26 protein-coding genes and 1 tRNA gene are annotated in these 21,709 nt (G+C 62.6%); 11 read left to right on the top strand and 16 right to left on the bottom strand.

The features are described from left to right. Positions 1–159: 159 nt before the first annotated feature. A complete protein-coding gene (locus tag SM753_RS16785) occupies positions 160–1,782 on the bottom strand; it encodes a gamma-glutamyltransferase family protein (protein ID WP_323192496.1) in 1,623 nt (540 codons plus the stop codon). Between the two features lie 72 nt (positions 1,783–1,854). Between SM753_RS16785 and dinB the strand changes: the two genes are divergently transcribed. After that, entirely contained in the window at positions 1,855–3,126 is a 1,272-nt protein-coding gene (gene dinB, locus SM753_RS16780) for a DNA polymerase IV (protein WP_323192495.1), read from the top strand. Positions 3,127–3,197: 71 nt separating this feature from the next. Further along, the gene (locus tag SM753_RS16775; protein WP_323192494.1) at positions 3,198–4,367 is read left to right on the top strand and encodes a DnaJ domain-containing protein; all 1,170 of its coding nucleotides are present in this window, start codon (positions 3,198–3,200) and stop codon (positions 4,365–4,367) included. Here SM753_RS16775 and SM753_RS16770 read toward each other — a convergent pair. The 6 genes from SM753_RS16770 to SM753_RS16745 all read right to left on the bottom strand — a co-directional run bounded on the left by SM753_RS16770 (position 4,339) and on the right by SM753_RS16745 (position 9,310). Next, entirely contained in the window at positions 4,339–5,589 is a 1,251-nt protein-coding gene (locus SM753_RS16770; protein WP_323192493.1) for a glycosyltransferase family 87 protein, read from the bottom strand. The two genes, SM753_RS16775 and SM753_RS16770, sit on opposite strands and share 29 nt — an antisense overlap. A gap of 146 nt (positions 5,590–5,735) precedes the next feature. Beyond that, positions 5,736–6,398 carry a uracil-DNA glycosylase family protein gene (locus SM753_RS16765; RefSeq protein ID WP_323192492.1) on the bottom strand — a complete coding sequence of 221 codons (663 nt, stop codon included), beginning with the start codon at positions 6,396–6,398 and terminating at the stop codon, positions 5,736–5,738. Positions 6,399–6,506: 108 nt separating this feature from the next. Further along, the gene (locus tag SM753_RS16760) at positions 6,507–7,064 is read right to left on the bottom strand and encodes a halocyanin domain-containing protein (protein WP_323192491.1); all 558 of its coding nucleotides are present in this window, start codon (positions 7,062–7,064) and stop codon (positions 6,507–6,509) included. Positions 7,065–7,545: 481 nt separating this feature from the next. Then, positions 7,546–7,743: a heavy-metal-associated domain-containing protein gene (locus SM753_RS16755; RefSeq protein WP_135535284.1), complete on the bottom strand. Its 198-nt coding sequence runs from the start codon at positions 7,741–7,743 to the stop codon at positions 7,546–7,548. Positions 7,744–7,991: 248 nt separating this feature from the next. Continuing rightward, complete coding sequence (locus SM753_RS16750) at positions 7,992–8,582, bottom strand: AsnC family transcriptional regulator (protein WP_323192490.1); 591 nt, start codon at positions 8,580–8,582, stop codon at positions 7,992–7,994. Between the two features lie 155 nt (positions 8,583–8,737). After that, complete coding sequence (locus SM753_RS16745; RefSeq protein ID WP_323192489.1) at positions 8,738–9,310, bottom strand: peroxidase-related enzyme; 573 nt, start codon at positions 9,308–9,310, stop codon at positions 8,738–8,740. 86 nt (positions 9,311–9,396) lie between these two features. Between SM753_RS16745 and SM753_RS16740 the strand changes: the two genes are divergently transcribed. From SM753_RS16740 to SM753_RS16715, 6 genes are all read left to right on the top strand, one after another. After that, positions 9,397–9,888 carry a metal-dependent hydrolase gene (locus SM753_RS16740; RefSeq protein WP_138797379.1) on the top strand — a complete coding sequence of 164 codons (492 nt, stop codon included), beginning with the start codon at positions 9,397–9,399 and terminating at the stop codon, positions 9,886–9,888. A gap of 42 nt (positions 9,889–9,930) precedes the next feature. Continuing rightward, the gene (locus tag SM753_RS16735; RefSeq protein ID WP_135535288.1) at positions 9,931–10,227 is read left to right on the top strand and encodes a hypothetical protein; all 297 of its coding nucleotides are present in this window, start codon (positions 9,931–9,933) and stop codon (positions 10,225–10,227) included. Continuing rightward, positions 10,227–10,496, top strand: a complete 270-nt coding sequence (locus SM753_RS16730) for a hypothetical protein (protein ID WP_323192488.1) — start codon at positions 10,227–10,229, stop codon at positions 10,494–10,496. Before SM753_RS16735 ends, SM753_RS16730 begins: the two co-directional genes overlap by 1 nt. Positions 10,497–10,724: 228 nt before the next feature. After that, a complete protein-coding gene (locus tag SM753_RS16725; RefSeq protein WP_323192487.1) occupies positions 10,725–11,405 on the top strand; it encodes a hypothetical protein in 681 nt (226 codons plus the stop codon). Positions 11,406–11,729: 324 nt separating this feature from the next. Further along, on the top strand, positions 11,730–11,861 hold the full coding sequence (locus tag SM753_RS16720) for a hypothetical protein (RefSeq protein WP_323192486.1): 132 nt from the start codon (positions 11,730–11,732) through the stop codon (positions 11,859–11,861). Positions 11,862–11,898: 37 nt separating this feature from the next. After that, complete coding sequence (locus SM753_RS16715) at positions 11,899–12,348, top strand: hypothetical protein (RefSeq protein ID WP_323192485.1); 450 nt, start codon at positions 11,899–11,901, stop codon at positions 12,346–12,348. 78 nt (positions 12,349–12,426) lie between these two features. Here SM753_RS16715 and SM753_RS16710 read toward each other — a convergent pair whose 3' ends face one another. From SM753_RS16710 to SM753_RS16690, 5 genes are all read right to left on the bottom strand, one after another. Then, complete coding sequence (locus SM753_RS16710) at positions 12,427–12,738, bottom strand: nucleoside triphosphate pyrophosphohydrolase (RefSeq protein WP_323192484.1); 312 nt, start codon at positions 12,736–12,738, stop codon at positions 12,427–12,429. 64 nt (positions 12,739–12,802) lie between these two features. Continuing rightward, on the bottom strand, positions 12,803–13,672 hold the full coding sequence (gene sucD, locus SM753_RS16705) for a succinate--CoA ligase subunit alpha (RefSeq protein WP_135535292.1): 870 nt from the start codon (positions 13,670–13,672) through the stop codon (positions 12,803–12,805). Beyond that, positions 13,669–14,817: an ADP-forming succinate--CoA ligase subunit beta gene (gene sucC / locus SM753_RS16700; protein WP_323192483.1), complete on the bottom strand. Its 1,149-nt coding sequence runs from the start codon at positions 14,815–14,817 to the stop codon at positions 13,669–13,671. The genes sucD and sucC overlap by 4 nt, the downstream gene beginning before the upstream one ends. 92 nt (positions 14,818–14,909) lie before the next feature. After that, positions 14,910–15,047: a hypothetical protein gene (locus SM753_RS16695; RefSeq protein ID WP_168192952.1), complete on the bottom strand. Its 138-nt coding sequence runs from the start codon at positions 15,045–15,047 to the stop codon at positions 14,910–14,912. Positions 15,048–15,339: 292 nt separating this feature from the next. Further along, positions 15,340–15,621, bottom strand: coding sequence for a hypothetical protein (locus SM753_RS16690; protein WP_323192482.1), 282 nt, complete (start codon positions 15,619–15,621; stop codon positions 15,340–15,342). Positions 15,622–15,739: 118 nt separating this feature from the next. On the opposite strand from SM753_RS16690, the gene SM753_RS16685 reads away from it, so the two are divergent. Continuing rightward, positions 15,740–16,693 (top strand): TIGR03557 family F420-dependent LLM class oxidoreductase, encoded by a 954-nt coding sequence (locus tag SM753_RS16685; RefSeq protein WP_135535295.1) that lies wholly within the window; start codon positions 15,740–15,742, stop codon positions 16,691–16,693. Positions 16,694–16,724: 31 nt separating this feature from the next. On the opposite strand, the gene SM753_RS16680 is transcribed toward SM753_RS16685, so the two are convergent. Next, positions 16,725–17,186: a pantetheine-phosphate adenylyltransferase gene (locus SM753_RS16680; RefSeq protein ID WP_323192481.1), complete on the bottom strand. Its 462-nt coding sequence runs from the start codon at positions 17,184–17,186 to the stop codon at positions 16,725–16,727. A 234-nt stretch (positions 17,187–17,420) separates the two neighbouring features. Here SM753_RS16680 and SM753_RS16675 point away from each other — a divergent pair, with 234 nt between their 5' ends. Both SM753_RS16675 and SM753_RS16670 read left to right on the top strand, forming a co-directional pair. Further along, entirely contained in the window at positions 17,421–18,278 is an 858-nt protein-coding gene (locus SM753_RS16675; RefSeq protein ID WP_323192480.1) for a hypothetical protein, read from the top strand. Between the two features lie 313 nt (positions 18,279–18,591). Continuing rightward, positions 18,592–19,656 carry a hypothetical protein gene (locus tag SM753_RS16670; protein ID WP_323192479.1) on the top strand — a complete coding sequence of 355 codons (1,065 nt, stop codon included), beginning with the start codon at positions 18,592–18,594 and terminating at the stop codon, positions 19,654–19,656. A gap of 220 nt (positions 19,657–19,876) precedes the next feature. On the opposite strand, the gene SM753_RS16665 is transcribed toward SM753_RS16670, so the two are convergent. The 3 genes from SM753_RS16665 to SM753_RS16655 form a co-directional block, all read right to left on the bottom strand. Next, positions 19,877–20,170: a PadR family transcriptional regulator gene (locus SM753_RS16665; RefSeq protein ID WP_138797371.1), complete on the bottom strand. Its 294-nt coding sequence runs from the start codon at positions 20,168–20,170 to the stop codon at positions 19,877–19,879. Positions 20,171–20,816: 646 nt separating this feature from the next. Beyond that, a complete protein-coding gene (locus SM753_RS16660) occupies positions 20,817–21,134 on the bottom strand; it encodes a hypothetical protein (protein ID WP_323192478.1) in 318 nt (105 codons plus the stop codon). Between the two features lie 473 nt (positions 21,135–21,607). Then, positions 21,608–21,682, bottom strand: a tRNA-Glu gene (locus SM753_RS16655). Between the last annotated feature and the right edge of the window lie 27 nt (positions 21,683–21,709).

Genomic DNA, 21,709 nt, shown 5'->3' with positions numbered 1-21,709 from the left:
TAGCGTTCCGGCGAGTACTGGAGTACGCGAGTCTCTGGGAAATCCGGTTCGCCGCCACCCATTCATACTACCAGCCCATCCGGCCCTGCCGGATGGGCTTTTTTCATATCGACCGCGAGCGACGGCCACACCGCACGCGGGCGGCACCGCATCATCATTTTAGTACCCGAGAGCGACGCCGTCTTTCCGTGGTTCGGTCGCTCCCGAGAGCGTCCCCCGGTCGTTCCTGACGATCTGCGCGCCGCCGAACAGCGACGGTTCGAGGATCGAAACGTCGTGGCCTTTCCGCGCGAGTTTGGTCGGGACGGTGTCGGTCATCCGTTCCTCGACGGCGAGACTGCCGACCTCGCGGTACCGAAACCGGGGTCGGTCGAGCGCCGCCTGAGGCGGGAGGTCGTAGTCGACGAGATTTGAGATGATTTGCACGTGCCCCTGCGGTTGCATGAACCCGCCCATGACGCCGAAGGCAGCCCAATCGTCTTCGTCGAACCTTGCGACGGCGGGAACGAGCGTGTGGAACGGTCGCTTCCCGGGTTCGAGGTGATTGGGATGATCGGGATCGAGCGAGAACGACGCGCCGCGGTTCTGCAGCGCGATACCGGTGTCTCCCGCGACGAGTCCGCTGCCGAACCCGGCGAACCGGGAGTTGATGAAGGCGACGAGGTTCCCGTCGTCGTCGGCCACGGTGAGCAGTACGGTGTCGGCGTCCTCGGCGTTGGCGTTCGGTACGCCGACGTCGATGTCCGAAAGCGCCGTCTCGCCGACCGCGGTCGCGCGTTCCGCGGCGTACGCCTTGCTGTGTAAGGGCGGAACGTCCTCGTACTCCGGGTCGGTAATGTAGCGGTGTCCGTCGTGGAAGGCGAGTTTCAGCGCCTCGGTGAAGTAGTGAACGCGGTCCGGGGAGTCGATGGGATGGTCGCCTGCACCGAGTTCCTCGGCGATGTTGAGCGCTTCGAGGGCGATGAGGCCCTGGTTGTTCGGGGGGAGTTCGTACACCTCAGTCCCGCAGTACGTCGTGCTGATGGGGTCGACGAACTCCGGTTCGAACGCGGCGAGGTCCTCCCGCGTGAGGAGGCCGCCGCGTGTCCGGACTTCCTCGACGATAGCGTCGGCGATGTCTCCCTCGTACACCGCGTCGGCACCGCGGTCGGCGATGCGCTCCATCGAACGCCCGAGTTGCGGTAGTCGGACGGTGTCTCCCACGGTCGGCGCGTCGCCGTCGAAGAGATAGGCCTCGCGCGCGTTCGCGTGATCAAAAATGTCCTCGGCGGCCGCCCAGTGATGGGCGATCACTTCCGTCACCGGATAGCCGTCGAGGGCGTACCGGATCGCCGGACGGAGCGCCTCGGTGAGGGAGATAGTGCCGAGTTCGTCCAGCGTCGCCTCCCACCCGCGGGCGGTGCCGGGGACCGTCACCGTGTGCGGACCGCGTTCCGGCATCGCCGCATCGGCCGGTTCGACGGATTCGGTTTCGGCGACCGCCGACCGAACGGCTTCGATAGTGGCATCGCCGGGCGCGCCGCCGCAGCTGCGCATCGCCCCGACGTCGTTGTCCGCCGTGCGGTACAGCGCGAACACGTCGCCGCCGAGACCGGTGCTCGTGGGTTCGACGACGTTGAGCGCGGCCGCGGTCGCCACCGCGGCATCGAAGGCGTTGCCGCCGTCCCGGAGCGTCGCGACACCCGCTTGGGCGGCGAGCGGTTGGCTGGTCGCGACGACGCCGTTGGGCGCGTAGACCGTCGACCGACGGGAGCCGAATCGATCGAGATCCGGTGTGTCCATAGGTATCGTACCTCGCGAATGGTGAAAGGAGCGGCGACGGTCTTAATTGCGCTCGTCCCCCAACGCACTGACATGGCGGAGGGCGACAGGCCGCGGCTGCCGGGCGTCCCCGATGCGGAGGACGGCGACCGGATCGTCCTCCACGTCGACATGGACTGTTTTTACGCGTCCTGCGAGCGACTGCGCGAGCCCGAACTCCGCGGCGAACCCGTCGTCGTCGGGATGGGGTACGAGCCCGGCGACGACGTGGGGGCCGTCGCCACGGCGAGCTACGAGGCCCGAGAGTACGGCGTCGAGAGTGCCCAGGCGATCACGACCGCGCTGGAGCGGCTACCGCGCAGATCCGCCGCCTCCGAGGACTCCGACCTCGACGATGCGGGCTACTACCGCACCGTCGATATGGACTTTTACGAGTCGGTGAGCGCGGACGTAAAGGAGATCCTCCACGAGTGCGCAGATGTCGTCCGCGAGGTCAGTATCGACGAAGCGTACCTGGACGTTACCGACCGCACGGCCTGGGACGTAGCCGACGGCTTCGCACGCCACGTCAAAAACCGCATCGAGCGGGAGGTCGGCGTCGTCGCGAGCGTTGGCGTCGCGCCGAACATGAGCACGGCGAAGGTGGCGAGTGACCGCGACAAGCCGGACGGACTGGTCGTCGTTCGTCCGGACGAACTGCGGGAGTTTCTGGCACCGCTCGACGTCGAGGAGATCCACGGCGTCGGTCCGGTAACCGCCAGAGAACTGCGAGACATGGACGTACACACTGCGGGCGATATTGCCGAGACGGACCCGCGGACGCTCGAAGCGGCATTCGACAGTCGCGGGCGCGAGCTGTACGACCGCGCCCGCGGCGAGGACGACCGGGAGGTGACGCCGACGGGCGAGCCGAAGAGTCTCTCGCGGGAGTCTGCGTTCGCGGAGGCGGTCACCGACGCCGACCGGAAGCGCCAACAGGTTCGGACCCTCGCCAGCGCCGTGGCGGACCGCGCCCGGCGCAACGGCGCGATGTACCGCACTATCGGGATCAAAGCGGTCACGCCGCCGTACGACGTAAACACCAGGGCGCGGTCGCTGCCCGGTCCCGTCGACGAACCGGAACTCGTCGAGAGGGTGGCACTCGATCTCCTCGGTGAGTTCTCCGACGCACCGGTCCGGAAAGTCGGGGTCCGCGTCTCGAACCTGAGTTTCGCCGCGGGCGACCAGACCAGCCTGGACGGGTGGGACGGCGCGAGCGAGCACGCGGCGACGACAGACGGTGGCGCTGGGGACGATACGTCCGAGGCCAGCGGGAGCGACGCCGGCGACGAACCGTCCGGACAGGCGTCGCTAACTGATTTTTGACCGACTTTCGGAGAGAATATTTGCAGGGGAAATATAAGATGGGGGTACGTTTCCGACACTGAACACTCTCTATGACGTACGATTTCTATGATCTCCTCGGTGTCCCCGAAGACGCCTCCCAGGAGGACATCAAAGAGGCGTTCCGCAGCAGGGTTCAGGAGGTGCATCCGGACCTGAACGACGACCCCCGCGCCCCCGCCCAATTTACCGCCCTCAAGAAGGGGTACGATACCCTCAACGACCCGGTCGAACGAAAGGCGTACGACCGGTTGGGGCACAAAAATTACGTGGCGAAGCGTCTGGAGGGGTTACCGGACCCGGATCAGTGGAACCCGACGGACTCGGGCAGCGGCGGAACTGAGGTCGCGGCGTCCGGACCGTCGAGCACGGCGTCGGCTGGAGCAGGCAAGTCGACCGGCAGCGCTGGAACCGGCCGCACGACGACCGCGAGGGCCGGGGGGACCGATACTGCGTCCGGAACGAACTCCGGAGCGGCGAGCGGTTCGTCGACGACCGGAACGACAGGCGCCTCCACCGGAACGTCGAACGACGCGTCGACGAGTACGCGCACGCGCACGAACACCCGGACGAACACGGGGTCGGCGACGGGAACGACGGGCGCATCGACTCGCACCGGCCGCTCGGCGGCGTCGGAGACGAAAACAGGGTCGGCGACAGGTACAGCGGGCGGAACCGGCGGCGCGACCTCGGCAGACGGGCCCGGCCTGGTCGAGCGCCTCCGCTCTTTCAACTACGGGTGGCCGCTCGTGTTTCTGACGGCGTTCGTGTACGTCGCCGGCATCGGCCTGTACGCTCGCGAACACGTCGACGCACTACAGGAGTTCGCCGCGCAGGTGGGCGCGAGCGGAGCGGACGTTTCCGCACTCCGCAGTGCACTGCTCACAGGAGAGTACGGATTTACGTCGATGTCAGGGTTCGTGCGGTCGAGCGCGCTCGTTGAGGGGCGACCGGGGGCAGGAATCCTGATCGCCGCCGGGGCCGTGCTCATGCCGCTCGTCATCTTCGTCGTCGTCCGCACGACGCGGAAAGCGTTCGCCTGGCAGCCGACGTACCTCTATGTCGTCGCCGTCCTGGCACCGGCCGTCGGCCTCGTAGCGAACGTCGCCGGCGTCGACTCCCCGGTTCTGACGGTCGTCGCGTTCGGCGTCCTCCCGCTCTGTGCGGTCGTCGCGCTGCCGTTCAACGCCTTCGTCACGCCGCGGCTGAAGCGTCTGTTCTGACCGACCTGTTTCGCCTCGCCCTGTGGACGACGCACGCTCCGAGCATTAGCACCATTCCATACTCTATCGGCGTCGAGAGGGTAAGCACCGGCCGAACGACAGCGAACAGCGTCGGCCGAACCATCTCGGGAAGCAGTCGCACCACGTTCTCCGCGTTATTGAGAGTAAAGGAGAAGTTGGCGAGGACGGCTCCGGCGACGAACAGCTTCCGGGCCGGCCCCGCGTCCATGAGATAGAGGAGTGCGACAAGCGGGAAAATCAGATAGACGTAGTAGATAAAATACGACGGGAGCGCGAGCAGCGTCGCCGTAACCGTCCCGTGAACGGCGACGAGGCGGTCGGTTCGGTCGTTCAGGCCCGTGTAGAGATAGAGGACGACGGGCGCGAGCAGAAGAAACGGGACGACGACAAGAACAGTCGGGTCGGCGTCGGGGAAGGCGACGGAGAGCGGCCGGCGGAGCGTGATGTACGCCGCGTTCGGGTCGAGACCGCCGGCGAAGGTGTCGGCTCGATTTCGCGGAAGCAGCGCTTCGTCGAAGTAGGTCTGCGTCGTCTCGACGCCGAAGAGGGGGATACCGAGGGCAAGCAGTCCGACGCCGGTCGAAAGCGCCGCACCGACGGCGCGCCAGGACCGCCGCCGGAGGAACCAGACCCCGAACAGCGCGGGAAACACCTTGATGAACGCGGCGAGTGCGAAGGCGATGCCGGAGACGAGTTCTCGGTCGGCGTCGAGCGCGACGAACCCCACGACAGTTAGCGCCGCTAACTGGACGTTGACGTTCCCGTAGAACACGGATGGCACGGAGTGAATCGAGAGAACGAGAAAGCCGGCGACGAGGCCGTAGTCGAGGCGGGACAGCGACTGTCCGGCGCGCTCGACGTACCGGCATAACAGGACCGCTCCGCCGACGCCCGTCGCCACGGCGATGGCGGTGTGGACGGCGAATCCAGGGACCCAGCTACCCGACAGCGCGAACGGGTAAAACGCCAGGATAGACACCGGCGGGTAGAGGTATTTGTACGCGGGCCACCCCGGCGGCGTCACGTCGTAGAAGGGTTCGCCGGCCATGCTGGCCTCCGCGGCGTAGTAGTACACCTTGTAGTTGAGCGCGAGCCAGTCCGCGCGGCCCTGGCGCATGAGATAGACCGTTCGGACGCCGAAGAGGATCCCGGTCGCGAGAACGACCCAGGCACCGAGTGGGCGACCGCGAACCCGTTTCATACCCAACACTTCGCGGGAGACTATACGTCTTTTGTGGATCCCGCCGGAACGCGCGGTTCGCGTCGCCAGTCCCGAGGCCGAGATATGCTGGCCTGCGGGGGCCGCGGTGGGCGTGGGACGTAGTTACACTGCGACGCGGGGGAGTCTCACCGGACCCGGTACGATTCATCGCCCGGGAGGAACCGACCGAGGTCGCTTTCCTGCCGGTAGTCCGAACTGAGAACGTCTGCAAGGCGAGCGGCGAGGCGGTCGCGGTCGGTGTCGGTCCAGGCCGCAGGGTCCCGCACCGGAACGACGAGATAGCCGCGGCCGTGGACCTCAGTCGCGTGGAGCGTCGGGGGGTCGACGTCTATCTTGTGAGCCTGCGCGGTGTACTGCTCTAGCACGTGGCGGGTCGCACGCTCCCCGACGGGGAGGAGGACGTGGGCGTTGATCGCTCGAAACTCCGCGTCGAAAAACCGTTCCAGGCGGCCATACGACTCCTCGTCGGGTGTGTCGCCCTCGGGAACGCAGCACGCGTGGAGGTAACTGTAAAAGAGGTTCTCGACGGACGGTTCGTCGCTGTACGCCGCATCGAGAAACCCGGCCTCGTGGAGCACGGACTGGAGGCGACGAGCGCCGTCGGTTTCAGTGAAAGGCACTCCGGTCGACCGACCGCCGTGAACGCCGGGGTGGTCGCCGATGACGTGAAAATCGGCGTTGGCGTCGCCGTACCCGTAGACGGCCTCGGGACCGCCGGCCGAACAGGGCGCGTCACAGGGTGGCGACATGCCGAACGGGTTACGGGTTCGGTCAGTAACGTTCTGCACGCGACCCGGTAGGACGGAAGCGAGTAAAACGTCCGCGGTTTGGGTGAACGTCGTCAGCGGTGACGACTCGTAACCGTCGGGCCGCGTGACGACCGGACGACTGTCGACTCACGATTCGACGACGACTGCGCCTTTCATCCCCTGACTCCGGTGCGGTTCACAGTAGTAGAGATAGGTACCTGATTCCTCGAACGTGTGCGAGAAGGTTGCCCCCTCTTCGTCGGTGAGTTCGCTCTCGAACTCCCCGTCTTCGTGAACAACGTTGTGGACGCTCCCTTCGCCGGTCCACTCCCAGACGACTTCCGTGCCGGGACTGACCTGCACAGCCGCCGGTTCGAACGCGAAGTTGCCGCCGTTGCCCTCCGCGCCGACCAGAACCGTCAGCTCACCGCTGCCCGTCTCGTCGACGACGCCGTCGTAGTTGTCGGTGTCCGAGAGGTACTCGTCGACTTCGGCATCGACGCTGCCGTCGCCATCGCCGTCGCTCTCGTTCCCGTCTTCGGTGTCTTCCATTCCTTCGTCCGTGTTACCCCCGTCGGTTTCTTCTCCGTTACCGTCCCCGTCGTCCCCACTGGGACCTCCGCACCCCGCTAAGAGCGCCGCAGTCGCGGTTGCGCTCGAAACACGGAGGAACGTTCGCCGGTCGAGCAGTCTCTCAGATCCCATAGTATATCGTTGGGGCTCAGGCGGCAAAAATGACGGTACCCACTCGTGAGGTGACAGATGAATTGCCGTCCCCGTCGTCGTATTCGGTCCCCTCTGCCTCGCCTGAACCGCCGTCCGTGTCGCTGCCGTTGCAGGCCGACTACCGTGGAACTACTCACCAGTTGGGGGAACCCACAGAGTGACGTGTGGTCTGTCATCGGCAAGGTTAGCGGTGCGACAGGGAAAGCCCAAGCTACTACTACCGCTGAAACCCGTGAAAACGGCGACCTGAACCGGTTAAAAGCCGTGGTATCGTTATACTTCCGGATGACCTGATTCAGTTAGTTCCCGAGACTATCTCCGAGACAGGCCGTCGCTGACGGACGTCCGTCAGTCCGAACTGGGCCGTCGGACGGGCCCGACCGAGCAGTCGGTTCGTTGCGAACGCTGCCGTCGGGCGTCGTAACTGTGGGGTAGCGTCGTTGTCGAAGAAGATCGGGGGTTACACTGAGGCTTCGTATCCGGCCATCTCTACTTTGGTGACGAGCATCTCGGGATCAGCGTCGCCCTCGATACTGGCGATGTCTTCGTATCGGTCGGCCGTAGCTTCCTCGACGCCGTCGGCCATTTCGAGCGCCTTTTCGACGACTTCTTCGCAACCCTGGCAAGTCATGCCTTCGATGGTCAGTTCTGTCACCATACCAGAAATAGCGCGTCGTCGCCTTAGAATAGTTACGGTATCAGGGTCGAACGCACCGGAACGAAAGAGGACTCTGGGGACGCTGACGCTGGAAACGACCGTTTTATCCGGCGCGAACGCCGACCGGAGCGGATTCAATGCCGACTGTATTCAGCACGCAATGAGACAAATCAGCTTCAATTCAACCTGCAACCGAGTGAGTCCCAGCGGAAGCGGCGAAACGGTGTGCAGGCGCTGGTAGAAACGTTTCAGGCGGACTCCTTCAGCCGCTCGTACCGGTTCTGAAAGTTGCTTCGGCAGGAAGAACAGCAGAAGTGATGTAGTTGACCGTCGATCCGGACCGATTCGCCCTCGTTGTCGACCGTGTTTCCGCATTCGTCACAGTCCGGTGCGAACTCCGCGCCGTCGATCTGTGGACTCCATTGAGAGTCAGCGAGCAGACGGACGTCGTAGTCGATAACTTTCTCCATTTCTATCGCGTCCGCGAGCATCGCTTGGACTTCGTCTTGCCGGACAGTCGCTTGGACGACGACGGACGCGTCAGCGGTGGAAAAGACGTGTTCGACCTGTTCGGCTTCCGCAAGACTGTGCTTGATCCCTCTCACGGCACCCGGCTTGAGGTCGATATCGATGAGAACCGAGACGCCGTCGTTCAGTTTTGACTGGTCGATATCGAGCGTGAATCGTTCGATGACGCCGAGTTCTTCGAGCCGTTCGACGCGGTCGGAGACAGTGGGCGGTGAGACGTCGACCTGTTTTGCGATATCGCTGTACGGACGGCGAGCGTCCGCGACGAGAAGTCGCAAGATACCGAGATCCGTTTCGTCGAGTTCTCGCATACGTTGGAGTTGGGCGGACCTCCCTAAACACTTTTCGACATCCGGCGGTTAATTTAATAAATGTGTGAATTGGATCCATGTTTTCGGTGAACCCAGATCGACAGCACTGTAACGGGAATTCACGGGAACAGTTCGCTCCTAGCGAGGTGAAATTGTCAACGCCCCATCGTGTGGAACTCCTCGTTCGGCCGCATGTCGGCGAGTTGTGCCATCCTGTTCGAGAGGTTGAAAAACGCCGCGACGCTTCCGACGTCCCAGATAGCGCGGTCGCTGAATCCGGCCTCGCGCATGCGTTCGAAATCGGATTCGTCGACGGCGGCCTGGTTCTCGGTGAGTTTCACCGCCAGATCGAGCATCGTTCGGTGGCGGTCGCCGATGTCGGCGTTGCGGTAGTTCGATACGAGTTGGTCGGCCAGAAGCGGGGCTTCGGCGTAGATCCGGACCAGCGCACCGTGGGCGACGTTGCAGTAGTAACAGTCGTTGACGCCGCTGACGGCGACGATTATCATCTCTATCTCCTCGCGAGTTAACTCGCTGTTGTCGATCAGGGCGTCGTAATACTGGAAGAACGCCCGGAAGTGCGAGGGCCGATACGCGTACGCGAGAAACACGTTCGGCGTGAACCCGCTTCGCTCCGTCTCCTCCTCGATCCGCTCTCGAAGGTCGTCCGGCAGGTCGTCGACGTCCGGGACTGGGAACCGCGTCATTGCCTCAATGTCGTCCGCCATACCGGAGTCCTCACCGGTAGCGATTATCATGGTTTCGCTCCCGGCGCATCGACAGGTTTGGTATCGTTCGCGAAAAACGATCGAGCGTGTATCAACTCGGCCACTACGGGATCGCGTTGCTGGTGTACGCGCCGGTCGGTGCCGCGCTCGTCGTTCGCGGCAACGCTCTCGCCGCGTATCTCGGCGGAGCGATCATGGTCGGTACGGCGATGCTCCCCGACTGCGACCACCGACTCCCCCTGATACAGCACCGCGGACCGACGCATTCGTTCGTTTTCGCCCTGTTGATCGGGGTGGTATTCGGTTTCGTCGGGTCGGCGCTCGACCCACTGTTCGGTGCGACGGCCGGCCTGGACCTCCGAGCGTTCGGGTTCGCGATCGGGACTCTCACCGTCCTGACGCACATGCTCGGTGACGTGCTCACGCCGATGGGGATCCGCCCGTTCTGGCCGCTCTCGCGGCGGCGGTACTCGTTCGACGTGACGCCGGCGAAAAACCCCGTCGCGAACTACGTCCTGTTCGCCCTCGGCGTGTTCGCTAGCATCGTGACCCTGATAGGTCTCGGGAAAGCGGCCTGAACGGCCGTGGAGGTTAAGTAGGACGCTTTGCTATCTCCTCACATGGAATCGTTCGTAACCGTGATCCTCTACGTGGGGGTGGTCATGCTCGTCCCGTTGCTGGTCGTGATTCCGCTGCTTCTGCTCGAGTATCTGCGGTCAGACGACACCTCGGAACGACGCCTCGCTGGCCGTTCCACGGACACGGCCCCGCCGGGTCACGTCGGTGATTCGGCCGCGACGACCGGTCGCCAGTCCTCGACTGATGCCGAGACCGTGTCCTGCAGGTCGTGCGGCACGGTCAACGAGTCGATGTACACGTTCTGTTGGGACTGTGCCGATCCGCTCGCCGGTCGGTGATGAACGCCGAGATCGCGTTTCGCCTCCTACTGACCGCGTTCCTGAGTATTCTGCCGACACTACTGTTTCTGGGCCTGTGGCGCGGGTTATCGAAACTCCGCGACGACGCGTTGCTCGACCGCATCGAGACTGTTCACGGCGTTGACCCGCGACCGAACCTCCGAGCGGTGATACCCGGCATCTCGTCAACTGACGGCCCCAACGGTCGCTGTAACCACTGCGGGTCCGTCACCGACCCGTCAGCCAGCGTCTGCAGGCAGTGTAGTTAGCTGACTTCGGCTAGCGGAACTCGTCGGACGTACGCCGCATGGGACGACGAAAGACGGAATCCAGTCCGGACGCCAGATCCGGTTGCAGAGTGTTTAGCTCGAATATCCCGCCAGACCGTCCGTACTCTCTCTAATCCGGTGCAGTCGGGCGTTTCTTCTCCTTGTGACAACGCTTTTTCATTAGCAAAGATTTAAAGGAAAATATGTCGTTATGAACATTAAACGATCATGACGGAAGCACACGGGGGGACGCCGGCGGGGAAGGAACGAGGGATCGCGAGGGATAGTGACGACCCCGCCGACGAAAACACGGGACGGCGGAACGGATCACAGGGGCCTACGTTAGAGGACAGAGTTCGTGACACGACGGCAGAGACGCTGTTCAGCGAACTCAAGGCGGAAACTGAGGAGGATGACCTCGCAGCGTACGAGGATGCGTCAGCCGACTCGATACTCGACGACGCGGACGGCCACGACCACGGGGAGTACGACGACGGCGGAGAAGCGGTCACGGCGGGATCAGAGATCGAAAGTTTGCTGATCCCCGAGCGGGCCGACGGCGACGAGTTCCGGTGGGTCGAGACGGGAACCGCGGACCCAACCTCCGAAACCGAAGAGGTGACTGACGACAGTGAGGACGACCCGTTTGCCGACACCGGAGACCTGTTCGCGGAGACCGAAGTCATCGTAGACGAAACGGATGCCGGTACTGATGTCGATAAGAGCAAAAGCGCGGACGCTGACGGCAACGGTTCGGAGGGTTCCATCGAAGAGGACACGATAGAGGCCAGTTCAGACGCTCCGGCCAACGCTGCCGAGGAGAGTTCGGCGGAGAAAAGCGACGGTGAGTCGACTACGTCTGAAGGCGGTATTCTCGCTCGCATTCTCTCGTTTTTCGGCTTCCGGTAATTCACCGCTCCCCGTCAACGCCCCCATATTCGAAACCTATCGGCTGTAGAAGTGGAGAATTTAATACTAGATTGGGGAGATATAACTATAACCGCAACATGGCTGGAATCCACCTCGATCCCGGTTGAAAGCCGGACGACGACGAACCTGACGACCCGCCTACCCACCAAGCGGAGGCCACCGACGAGGAGCTATCGGCCGCCATCGCCGAGGTGGGGCTAAAAGACACCGGACATGCTCCGTCTTGTGGCCCGGGAAACCAACCGGGTCGGACCTTCGACCTCGAACCCGAGGACTCGAACCGGAGAGACGAACCGACGAACGGTGACTTCAGTCAGGTTCTCGAACTGGACGGGGTGGCTGACGACTCTCTCTCATGCGATACCTGATGATGTCGGCACCGACGCCGCCACGTCCTCCGGCGGCCTGCGGGCGTTACTGGCTCGGCTTCTGTGATCGAAAGGTGCACTTCCTCCGCGGCCGTACGACCGCTATGTTTGATTACGAAACCGTCTGTCTCGGACTCGTCCCGCCGGTTTCGCTGGTCCTCGCCGCCGTTTCCATCCGTCTCCCGTTCCCGGTTTCTCATGTCGGGATCGCGCTCCTCATACTCGCCGGTCCTGCCGGCGGCTACGTTGCCGGAACGATGGTCGGCGGTGCCCGCCTCAGTCGCGTCGTTCACGGTCTGCTAAGCGGCAGTCTCGGTGGCCTGCTCCTCGGGTCGACGCTGACGTACACGATATACGAGAGCGCCGCTCCGCGGCACACGGTCTACTGGTGGATCCATCACGCGGTCGCCACCAACACACCGCCGGATATCGTCGTCGCGTACGGGTATTACGTGCTGGCGGGTATCGGCGTCGCGTCGACGCTCTGGTTCGCGCTCGGGGCGGCCGTCGCTGCAGCAGCGAGCGGCAACCGGGTTGTCGCGGTCGAAGCCTGACGTCCCCCCGATATCCGAATGATCGAGAGAGCCGACCCCCGAACCGGTGGACCCGATAGGATTGACGCGAAAGTCGGGTCACTCAACGCGATCTAACACGATACGTTCCTCGAACCGTCCGCGTTCCTCGGCTTTCTCGGCCCGGATAGCTTCCAGTCGCTCCGCCGAGACGCCTTTCAGGTCGCAGAGGGCGTACACGACTTCTAATACGTCAGCAAGTTCTTCGACCCGGTCGTCTTCGTGGAACTCAGCGATTTCCTCGTCGAGTTTTTCCCGGAGTCGGCGTTCGTACTCTGTGTCCTCCGCCGCGTGGATGACCGGCGTCTCGCCGTCCGCCTCGACTATCTCCGGGATCCGGTCCCGGACCAGTTTATCGTATTCGCGAGCCATGGTCGTCGCTCGGCGGCGGACGGATTGAAACTGTCGACAAAAGACGGTATCGGCGAACCGCCGCTTACAGCAGGTCTTCGATGTGGTCGGCGACTTCCTCGGGCGTGTCGCCGACGGGAACGCCGGCGTCGTTGAGGGCGTTGATCTTGGACTCGGCGGTACCGGTGCCGCTACCAGAGACGATAGCGCCGGCGTGGCCCATGCGCTTGCCCGGCGGGGCCGTGCGGCCGGCGATGAATCCGGCGACGGGCGTGTCCATGTGTTCGGCGATGTACTTCGCGGCCTGCTCCTCGTCCTCGCCGCCTATCTCCCCGCACATGGCGACTGCTTCGGTGTCCTCGTCGGCCTCGAACAGTTCGAGGGCGTCGACGAAGTCCGTGCCGATGATGGGGTCGCCGCCGATGCCGATGGCGGTCGTCTGGCCCAGACCGCGGTCGGTCAGGTTGTCGACGACCTGGTAGGTCAGCGTCCCGGAGCGGGAGACGAGACCGACGTTGCCCGAAGAGAAGATGTTGCCGGGCAGGATGCCGAGTTTCGCCTCGCCCGGCGTGATGATGCCGGGGCAGTTCGGCCCGATGAGACGGGTGTCGACTTCGCCGAGGCGCTTGTTCACCTTGGCCATGTCCTGCGTCGGAATGCCCTCCGTGATCGCGACCGCGAGGTCGATCGGCGCGTCGAGCGCCTCGAACACAGCGTCGCCGGCGAACGCCGGCGGGACGAAGATGACCGACGCGTCAGCGTCCTCCTCGCGCGCGGCCCCTTCGACGGTGTCGTAGACGGGGACGCCGTCGACTTCCTGGCCTCCCTTCCCGGGGACGGCACCGGCCACGACGTTGGTCCCGTACTCGATCATCTGTTCGGCGTGGAACTTGCCCTCGCCGCCGGTGATACCCTGCACGATAACGCGGGTGTCATCATCTACAAGAACGCTCATGCTTCCACCTCCTGTGCGTACTCGACCGCACGCTGTACCGCGTCTTCGAGCGTCTGTTCGACCGTCACGAGGTCCTCGTTGAGGATCTCGAGGCCCTCCTCCCAGTTCGTGCCCGCGAGTCGGACGACGACGGGTTTGGGGATCTCGTCGAACTGCTCCAGCGCCTCGTTGATACCCCGGGCGACCTCGTCGCCGCGGGTGATACCGCCGAAGATGTTGAACACGACGCTGTCGACGTTGTCGTCGGAGAACACCATATCGAGGGCGTTCGCGATGCGTTCCGCCTTCGCGCCGCCGCCGACGTCGAGGAAGTTAGCGGGCGAACCGCCGTAGTGGTCCACGAGGTCGAGCGTCGTCATGACGAGACCGGCACCGTTTCCGATGATGCCGACGTTCCCGTCGAGACGGACGTAGTCGAAGCCGTACTCGTCCGCTTTCTGTTCGAGCGCGTCGCCGCCCGCGGACTCGTCTTCCATCTCGGCGAGTTCGGGCTGACGGAAGAGCGCGTCCTCGTCGATGTTCATGACGGCGTCGGCCGCGATGACCTCGTCGTCGGCCGTCACCATCAGCGGGTTGATCTCAGCGTCGCTACCGTCCCTGCTCTCCCATAGCTGGTAGAGCGTCCGGAGGACGCTCGCGACGTCGTTCGCGACGGCGCGGTCGACGCCGGCCTCGTAGACGGCCTTGCGGGCCTGGTACGGGTGCATCCCGAACGCGGGGTCGACGTGTTCGCGGACGATAGCGTCGGGGTCTTCCTCGGCGACCTCCTCGATGTTGACGCCGCCTCGGGTCGACACCATCGCGACGGGCTTGCCCTCGCCGCGGTCCATGGTGACGCCGACGTACAGTTCGTTCGTGAAGTCGACGGCTTCCTCGACGAGCACGCGGTCCACGTGAATGCCTTTGAGGTCCATTCCGAGGATGTCCTCGGCGGCCTCGCGCGCCTCGTCATCGTTCTCGACGAGTTTGATCCCGCCGGCTTTACCCCGTCCGCCAACCTGTACCTGCGCCTTGACGGCTACCGGATACCCGATATCCTCGGCGGCAGCCAGAACCTCGTCGACGCTCTCCGCGAGTTCGGCCGCTGGCGTCGGGATTCCGGCGTCGGCGAAGACCTGCTTCGCCTGGTACTCGTGCAGTTTCATACAGTGAAACCCGTGGTGCCCCGCCGCTTAAATCCCGACGATTCGTGCCGGATACCCGTGGTATCAGTCGCTGTACACGGTGACGGTTAGCGCTAGTGAACCCGCTGTTTGTGTCCGCAGCGCTCGCACTCGTACAGTCCGTGTGTCACCGGTGCGCCGTCGTTGATAGCCGTCCACTCGCTCTGATCGCCGATCCAGTCGCTCACCTGTTCACAATGCTCACATTCCATTCTACCCCTCGAAGACGCATGATAACTACTGTCACAGGATGCAAGAACGTTTGCCCTCGAATTGTGGGTACTCCCGTCCCAGTCATCAGGGCGTGTCCGTCGTCTTCGCTATCAGCCGATCGCTGCCGCAGGCGACTTCGGCTTGAGGCCGTACTGTGTGGCGTGATACTCCTCTGTTGCCCACTCGGAGGCGGTCAACGAGAACCTGCGTAACCACGACATCGATCCGGACGACGCCACAGCGCGGATCGCGGACGCGGTCGAGGAGTGGCTATCGTGCGTCGAGTGACGGCTACCTGTCCTCCAATATCCGCGCCGCAGTCTCCCGCGCGGACGCGACGCGCTCGTCCGCCTCCGGATCGTCCGTCTGGTCGACTTCTTCGAGGAGGTCCCGAACGTGACCGACGCGCTCCTCGACGGTAGCCGGCGACAGGTCGTTCGCCGCGAGATCTGCAGCGACCGCCTCCGCTTCGCCGATCCAACGGTTTGCGTCGCGGTCTATCGGCAACTCCGCCGTCGCGGCGAGGTGGGCGTGCAGTTCCGCAACCAGCGAGTCGCGGTCGGACTCAGTCACGTCTTAACGACGGGACGCGAGCGCCGTGGCACTTTCGCCTCTCACGATCTTTATCTAACCCTGCGTCGGACTGCCGCTTTTCCCGCTCGGCGTGGAATCCCGTTCGAGGGATACAACCATGCCAGAGTTCGGTTTCGCGCTATCGAGCGAACTGCACCGCCCGAACGAACTCGTCGAGTACGCCGCCTACGCCGAGGAGGTCGGTTTCGATTACCTAACAATCTCCGACCACTACCATCCCTGGATCAGCGAGCAGGGCGAGAGCCCGTTCGTCTGGGGGACGCTCGGCGGCGTCGCACAGGAGATAGAGTCGATACCGGTCGCGACGGGAGTCACCTGTCCGATCATGCGGATCCACCCCGCTATCGTCGCCCAAGCGGCGGCGACAGCGGCGGCGATGCTTCCCGGGGAGTTCTCCCTCGGGGTCGGGACCGGCGAGGCGCTGAACGAACACGTTCTTGGCGACCACTGGCCGGAACACGAGGTCCGACTCGAAATGATGGAGGAAGCCGTCGCGGTGATCCGGAAGCTCTGGTCCGGAGAGAACGTGAGCCACCACGGGAAACATTACGACGTCGAGAACGCGAAGGTGTTTACCCTCCCGGACGAGACGCCCGACATCCCGGTGTCGGCGTACGGCGAACGAGCCGCGAACACCGCCGCCGAAATCGGCGACGGCCTCGTTTCCGTGGGTCCGCAGGAGGACGTGGCCGCGACATACGACGACGCCGGCGGCGAGGGGCCGCGCTACGCGCAGATGACGCTCTCGTACGCTGATTCCGAGGGCGAAGCGGTCGAGGCCGCTTACGAGCGGTGGCCAAACACCGCGCTCGCGGGGGAACTGAGCGGCATTCTACCGACGCCGAAGCATTTCGAACAGGCGGTTCAAATGGTCGAGAAAGAAGACATCGCAGAGGGAAGTACGGTCACGGACCCGGACCCGGACACCCACATAGAAAACGTCCAGCAGTTCGAGGAGGCGGGCTACAGCCACGTCACCCTGCATCAGGTCGCGCCCGACGTCGAGGGTGTACTGGACTTCTACGCCGAGGAGGTGATGCCGTCGTTCTGATACGGTCAAGCGCGCGGTCGTACGTCGGCGGTCACTTCAGTACGGTCCCGTGTTCGTCTATCTCACCTCTGACGATCCGGGTCGAGGAGATCCGTTCGCCGTCTTCTGCGGTCTCGTAGGGAACGACGATCGTCTCCAGCGGATCTAGGTCACGGTTCTCGCGCCGGCTGTTTATCTCCGCGACGGTTTCGTCCGTCTCCGGCGAGACGACGACCGCGTCCAGCGACGGGTCGGTCGCCGCGAACCCGTATTCGTCGTCGAGTTCGCGGAGTTCGACGTCTCTACCCCACTCGTCGATCTCGGACAGTTCCGTCTTCACCTGTTCTCGACGCTCACCGAACGGGGGGACCCGCCGCTCGCGGGACTCGCGGGCCATCTCGTCGCTCGTGACGCCGACGACGACGCCCTCGTCCCCGCGTTGGAGCGCGTTCTCGAACAGGGCCCGGTGCCCGTCGTGGATCGGTCCGAACGTTCCGGCGACGACGACACGCATACCGCTAGGTCGGCCCGAGTGCGGTTAGGTCTGGGGACTATCTCCGAGCGGGCACCGAACGCGTACGGGGGTCGGGAGGGCTGTGCCCGGAAACTGCATGCAGTGATCTCGATAGAAAGACGGCAGCACAGGAGGAATTTAGGGGATTCCGGAACCAGAAAATCCCTCGGAGAGAGTCAAACGCCGCTTTGAGTCTCCTAAACCGGTTTTACCTTGGGGCTGTACCGTGATAATATGAACCGACGAGAGATACTCGCTCTCTGCGGCTGTAGTGTCGCCGGGATCACCGGCTGCCTCTCGCAGACGCCGCAACAAGGGGACGACAACACCGACACCTCGACGGACGGTGAGACCGACGAGCCACGCACTGATGCCGTCACCGTCGATGACATCGTCGTCCGGAAAGCCGTCACGTACGAATCGACGATGGGATCCGGCGGCGTGCTCGCCGGAGACGACCGACAGTACGTGGTCGCGTCAGTTCAGGCGGACGGCGACCTCCGTGACGCCGAATTCACCTTCGAAACCGAGGCCGAGTCGTGGCAGCCGGGACTTCCGGACACTACTGGCGCTATCAACCGAACGGTCGAGGGACACGACGGCGGTCCGGTCGGGCGGAGTTTCGGCGGCGATGGCACCTCGTATCTCGCGTTCGCGGTGCCGTCGCCGTTGTCGGCGTCGAACCCGCGGATCCGATACGAGGGTCCCGCGAACGCGGACGACGGAGAGTGGCCGATACCCGACGCCGAGCGGGAGCGCCTCGGAGCGGACGGACCGCGGTTCGAACTCGATTCTCTGGAGGTTCCGGAGGAACTCTCGCAGGGAGAGCAGCTTTCGGTGTCGCTGACGGCGACGAACGTCTCCGACAGCGACGGTCGGTTCCTCTCGGCAGTTTACTGGCCGACGAAACAGATCGCGGACGACGACGAATCGCATATCGTCGACCGCGAGGTCCCGGCCGGCGACGACGTAACGGCGACACGTGAAATCGATACCAGGTACACGACGTATGAGAGCGAACCGGTGACTCTGTCGGTCCGTGGTCACGTCTCTGCGGAACGCGAAATAGCAGTAGAGGTCGACTCGGCGTAATAGTCGACCTTCGCTGGGCGTCGCTCGTCAGTTGCGCCGACAGAAAAACTTCGTCAGGGAGCGAGCGTTCGACGCTGACCGTAGCGCGTGCCGAACCGGCGAGCAAGCCGTAAACACCGACGGCTGAGATATTCCTCTCTCCCGGGCTACCACTACTGACCAGTGCATGCCGACGCGACACTGGAGTTTCTGTTCGACACTACATACATAGTGGCTATATTTACGTCACCGGCGGCAGAAGCAATCAGCCAGAATACACGATCATGACACGTACAAGAGTGATACGACTTCGTCCGACGTGGAGAGTTGACCGATGACCGGGGACCCTACCGACACACCGAGCCGACGCCGGGTTCTTCGGGCACTCGGGACGACTGCCGTCGTGACCGGACTCGCCGGATGCTCTGGAGACGGCGGCGACGGTGACGACGATGACGACGGCAACGGCGACGGGGACGGCAGTGAAACGCCGGACGGGGACGAAACGGACGGTGCCACGTCTGAGGACGGTGACGAACCGACGACGGAGGACCCCTTCGAGACCAGGGTCGATGAGCAACTGTCTGAGTCGAAGACGTACACCTTCGACCTGCAGGCCGGTGCCAGGGTTCGAGTGAGCGTCGACAGCGCCGACGGAACCACTACGCTGGTGTTCGCGAGCAGGAGCGGGAACTTCCTGTTGAACGACGGCACGGACTCGTCGGACACGTGGGTCGTGGAGATCCCCGAGAGCGGCGAGTACCGGTTCGAAATCACCCCCAACGAAGAGGCATCGGCCACGATCGCGGTGGCCGAGGGGTCGGGCGAAGGCAACTCCGAGGAAGATGGGAGCCAGTCGGGCGACTGCGCGGGGTTGACTGAGGGCGGATACAGCCGCTACGACGAGTCCGAGTCGCCGTTCGTCGGCACGTTCGAATACCCCGGTAACGTTTCAGCCACGGCGACCGTCAACAACACCCATTCTCTGACGATCCGGCGGTACGTCGGTGACCAGGAGGCGTTCGACATCCTCCCGGCGCAAGATCTGGTCGGAACCGACTCGCCGACGGACATCCAACTCGGAAACGGGCAGGGATTAGAGCAGGTCGACGAGATCGACTTCGGCGGGGAATCGGTGCCGCTGATCCGGGCCGCACCCGAGGCCGCTGGCGACGACGAGGCACGGTACTACAACAAGTATCCCTACTACATCGCGGGGTTGCCTCACGAGGGTTCCGACGGCAAGCAGTACTATCGGATGAGCGTCAGGGCCACCGTTCAGTACGCGGACAACCTGGAGGCGACTGACTGCGGAGACGTGTTCGACGAAGTGGCGAGGCGTATGATGGAATCGCTGGAACCCAACGAGGACACGACGGTCGAAGAAGCGGGCACCTGAAGCGGGGAGTTAGACGGGAACGGACGGGCGGTGCAATCACTGCGTTCGCTTCCCGGTCGCGCGAGTCGTCTGCCAAACCACGCGTCGCACAGTTTTCTCACGTCCGTTCGAAAAAGCACTCCTTCAGGGAGTGGAGCACGTCTCGCGTTCGCGAACCCCGATCGACACTATCTATCTGGTTTGCTCCCGATGCAACCCTTCGCACGGGTTTGTACCCTAACTACGGCCGAGGTATCTCTCGGCCGGCGAGGTACTGGTCTTCCCACTCCGCACGGTCTTTGATCTCGCGCCGTCCGCGGTCCGTTAATTCGTATTCGTTCGTCCGCCGGTCCTTCATACTCTTGTTCACCAGGCCCTTGTCAGCCATCGTATCGAGGTTCGGATACAGTCGGCCGTGATGTACATCCGTCTCGTAGTACTCCTCCATCTCTTCTTTGATGGCAAGGCCGTGCGGTTCGTCCAATCCGGTGATCGTGTACAGGAGGTCTCTTTGAAACCCGGTCAAGTCGTGCATCAGTGTTCTCCTCAGTATCGCGAAACGACATGACCGCACTTCATTATCTGGCTCATAAACCGTCTGTCCCGCTTTATCCTGCGTATAAACGGGGTATCTCCGCAGTTAGTGTGCGGTGCGATTACTCGCGGGAAAGGCGTCAACAGGCTCTGGTCGGATGCGAACCGCAGTGTCGAGATCAGTTCGTCAGGTGGTTCATCGTCGGGCACAGACTCTGCGTTCGACCGCTGCATCTGTTCACTGCTCCGAAGATAGTCCCATGGACACCCGTCCAGAAGACATCTATTCCGTGCTCTTCGACCCGTTCCAATACCTCATCTCTGGGATGTGAATATTCACTCTCTAACTCGATGGATACAACTACCTGATCTGGATTAACGGTGCTAAGGAAACTTCCCTTGCTTGTGTCGCCGTACCCATTTTTTGTAGCATTATCTGAACCGTGATGGCCGATATGCAGTGTCTCTGCATTTAGATCTATATTGCCATCGTTATGTTGTTTAACGAGTCAATCTTCTCCGTGGTGGGCGCTACTATCCTCCATATCGCCCATAAGAAGTGTCGATTTTCCTGCGTCTGACTCAAGTTTAATGACGAGGCCGTTCTCATTTGCCTTTTCAGAAAACGTTCTGTGCAGGACTCCCACTCATTCTTCTAATTCTTTTTCAGCAGATGATTGTAACCGTTTGAACTCATCGATCACTTCTTCGTTCTCGTTTCTTTTTTGTTCGGTTAATCCTGGATCGAAGTCGAGGTTCTCGGGGCTGAAATAGGCCTCATCAGGCTCTTTAGAGTTGATCTGTGTAGAGAAGTAATCACCTATGTCGTACTCGTCAGGAACGTTTTCAATACGCTCGTTGAACCCACGAATTGCCGTATTATTTTTATAGAGAGTGAATCTTGCAATTCCATCCTCGACATTGGTGTATTTTATATAGTACTTTTGATCACCAGTGTTACTCATATCCAGTTCACCCCTTAGACACGATATAGCTGGCAAAGCCTTCAGTATCAATCCGATATTCGGACATTATAATCTTCTTCAGTGGGAAGAAAAATATAGCTTTTCATACTCTGGGGGACATACTACAAATTACTCGTCACTCCAGACACCTATCGGCAGCAAAACCGTGTCACGATTCGATATTGGTAGAAGTTCATATGGCCCGCTGTAGACGATGTCCGCGAAGCCTGTCTTCGAGAATATTCCATTACTCTCAGAAGGTAGATCACGTGCTGATAGAAAGCGGGTGCTATCGAAGTTCGTCTAGGCATCTAAACGCAGAAGGGTATGCTCCGTCTGGGATTTGAACCACGCGAAGACGTTCCTGCTCGCTCACTTCGTTCGCTCGTGGGCTGCGACTTCTCTGATTCAAATCCCAGAGCGTACGCGCTTTTCTTCGCTCCACTCCGCGTTGCTACGTTCCGCTTGAAAAGTGCTCCGTCTGGGATTTGAACCCAGGTCATCGGCTCGAAAGGCCGAAATGATTGGCCGGACTACACCAACGGAGCGCATCCGGGATTTTCGGTCACTGTAAC

This window comes from Halostella sp. PRR32 (assembly GCF_034808085.1).
Classification (GTDB): Archaea; Halobacteriota; Halobacteria; order Halobacteriales; family Natronoarchaeaceae; genus Halostella; species Halostella pelagica.
This window is presented reverse-complemented; position numbering and strand designations above follow the sequence as displayed.

Coding starts and splice junctions, on each gene's coding strand:
- SM753_RS16785 (WP_323192496.1), bottom strand. CDS start 1,782: ATGGACACACCGGATCTCGATCGATTCGGCTCCCGTCGGTCGACGGTC.
- dinB (WP_323192495.1), top strand. CDS start 1,855: ATGGCGGAGGGCGACAGGCCGCGGCTGCCGGGCGTCCCCGATGCGGAG.
- SM753_RS16775 (WP_323192494.1), top strand. CDS start 3,198: ATGACGTACGATTTCTATGATCTCCTCGGTGTCCCCGAAGACGCCTCC.
- SM753_RS16770 (WP_323192493.1), bottom strand. CDS start 5,589: ATGAAACGGGTTCGCGGTCGCCCACTCGGTGCCTGGGTCGTTCTCGCG.
- SM753_RS16760 (WP_323192491.1), bottom strand. CDS start 7,064: ATGGGATCTGAGAGACTGCTCGACCGGCGAACGTTCCTCCGTGTTTCG.
- SM753_RS16755 (WP_135535284.1), bottom strand. CDS start 7,743: ATGGTGACAGAACTGACCATCGAAGGCATGACTTGCCAGGGTTGCGAA.
- SM753_RS16750 (WP_323192490.1), bottom strand. CDS start 8,582: ATGCGAGAACTCGACGAAACGGATCTCGGTATCTTGCGACTTCTCGTC.
- SM753_RS16745 (WP_323192489.1), bottom strand. CDS start 9,310: ATGGCGGACGACATTGAGGCAATGACGCGGTTCCCAGTCCCGGACGTC.
- SM753_RS16735 (WP_135535288.1), top strand. CDS start 9,931: ATGGAATCGTTCGTAACCGTGATCCTCTACGTGGGGGTGGTCATGCTC.
- SM753_RS16730 (WP_323192488.1), top strand. CDS start 10,227: ATGAACGCCGAGATCGCGTTTCGCCTCCTACTGACCGCGTTCCTGAGT.
- SM753_RS16725 (WP_323192487.1), top strand. CDS start 10,725: ATGACGGAAGCACACGGGGGGACGCCGGCGGGGAAGGAACGAGGGATC.
- SM753_RS16715 (WP_323192485.1), top strand. CDS start 11,899: ATGTTTGATTACGAAACCGTCTGTCTCGGACTCGTCCCGCCGGTTTCG.
- SM753_RS16710 (WP_323192484.1), bottom strand. CDS start 12,738: ATGGCTCGCGAATACGATAAACTGGTCCGGGACCGGATCCCGGAGATA.
- sucD (WP_135535292.1), bottom strand. CDS start 13,672: ATGAGCGTTCTTGTAGATGATGACACCCGCGTTATCGTGCAGGGTATC.
- sucC (WP_323192483.1), bottom strand. CDS start 14,817: ATGAAACTGCACGAGTACCAGGCGAAGCAGGTCTTCGCCGACGCCGGA.
- SM753_RS16695 (WP_168192952.1), bottom strand. CDS start 15,047: ATGGAATGTGAGCATTGTGAACAGGTGAGCGACTGGATCGGCGATCAG.
- SM753_RS16685 (WP_135535295.1), top strand. CDS start 15,740: ATGCCAGAGTTCGGTTTCGCGCTATCGAGCGAACTGCACCGCCCGAAC.
- SM753_RS16680 (WP_323192481.1), bottom strand. CDS start 17,186: ATGCGTGTCGTCGTCGCCGGAACGTTCGGACCGATCCACGACGGGCAC.
- SM753_RS16675 (WP_323192480.1), top strand. CDS start 17,421: ATGAACCGACGAGAGATACTCGCTCTCTGCGGCTGTAGTGTCGCCGGG.
- SM753_RS16670 (WP_323192479.1), top strand. CDS start 18,592: ATGACCGGGGACCCTACCGACACACCGAGCCGACGCCGGGTTCTTCGG.
- SM753_RS16665 (WP_138797371.1), bottom strand. CDS start 20,170: ATGCACGACTTGACCGGGTTTCAAAGAGACCTCCTGTACACGATCACC.
- SM753_RS16660 (WP_323192478.1), bottom strand. CDS start 21,134: ATGAGTAACACTGGTGATCAAAAGTACTATATAAAATACACCAATGTC.